Origin of the sequence: Flavobacterium chungangensis, assembly GCF_042654045.1 — a bacterium.
Lineage (GTDB): Bacteria > Bacteroidota > Bacteroidia > Flavobacteriales > Flavobacteriaceae > Flavobacterium > Flavobacterium chungangensis.
In genome coordinates, this window is sequence record NZ_JBHSFY010000043.1 from 1 (window position 1) to 567 (window position 567).

The 567-nt window shown below is 70.2% G+C and carries 1 protein-coding gene; it reads right to left on the minus strand.

Going from position 1 to position 567, the window contains the following annotated elements:
- Positions 1 to 50: 50 nt before the first annotated feature.
- Positions 51 to 380: a type II secretion system protein gene (locus ACFO3N_RS24970; protein WP_379801524.1), complete on the minus strand. Its 330-nt coding sequence runs from the start codon at positions 378 to 380 to the stop codon at positions 51 to 53.
- Between the last annotated feature and the right edge of the window lie 187 nt (positions 381 to 567).

Consider the following 567-nt stretch of genomic DNA (forward strand, 5'->3'; position numbering starts at 1 on the left):
GGCCATCCGTTCCGCAAGGACTTCCCGCTGATCGGCAATGTCGAGGTTCGCTACGACCCCGAGCAGAAGCGCGTGGTGTACGAGCCCGTGTCGATCGAGCCGCGCGTGCTGGTGCCGCGCGTGATCCGCATCTCGGCGCGCACGGTCGACTCCTCCGCCGTGCCGTCGCCCTCCGTCCGGGACGCCTCGACGACGACGGCGACGTTGCGCAGGTCCGACTTCACCGCGGCGTCGAGCGCCGTCCGCCGCTGGGACACCAGGATCGGGATCGCGATCGCCGCGAGGATGCCGATGATGACGATGACGACCAGCAGCTCGACCAGCGTGAAGCCGTGGTCCCGACCACGCGCCCGCGACGCTGACCTCGTGATGTGCTCCATGTCAGCCTCCAGAAGAGAACAGGCCGGGTCGCGCGTCCGGAGGACTCGCGACCCGGCCTGCGGTCAGAGCGTCAGGCTCACGGGGCGGGTGCCGTGGAGGCCGCACCCGGCGCGCCGGGCTTCAGGCCACCGTTGCTGGTGTAGCTGAAGACCTTGGTGGCGGCCGTGTTGGCGGTCCCCTTCTCGT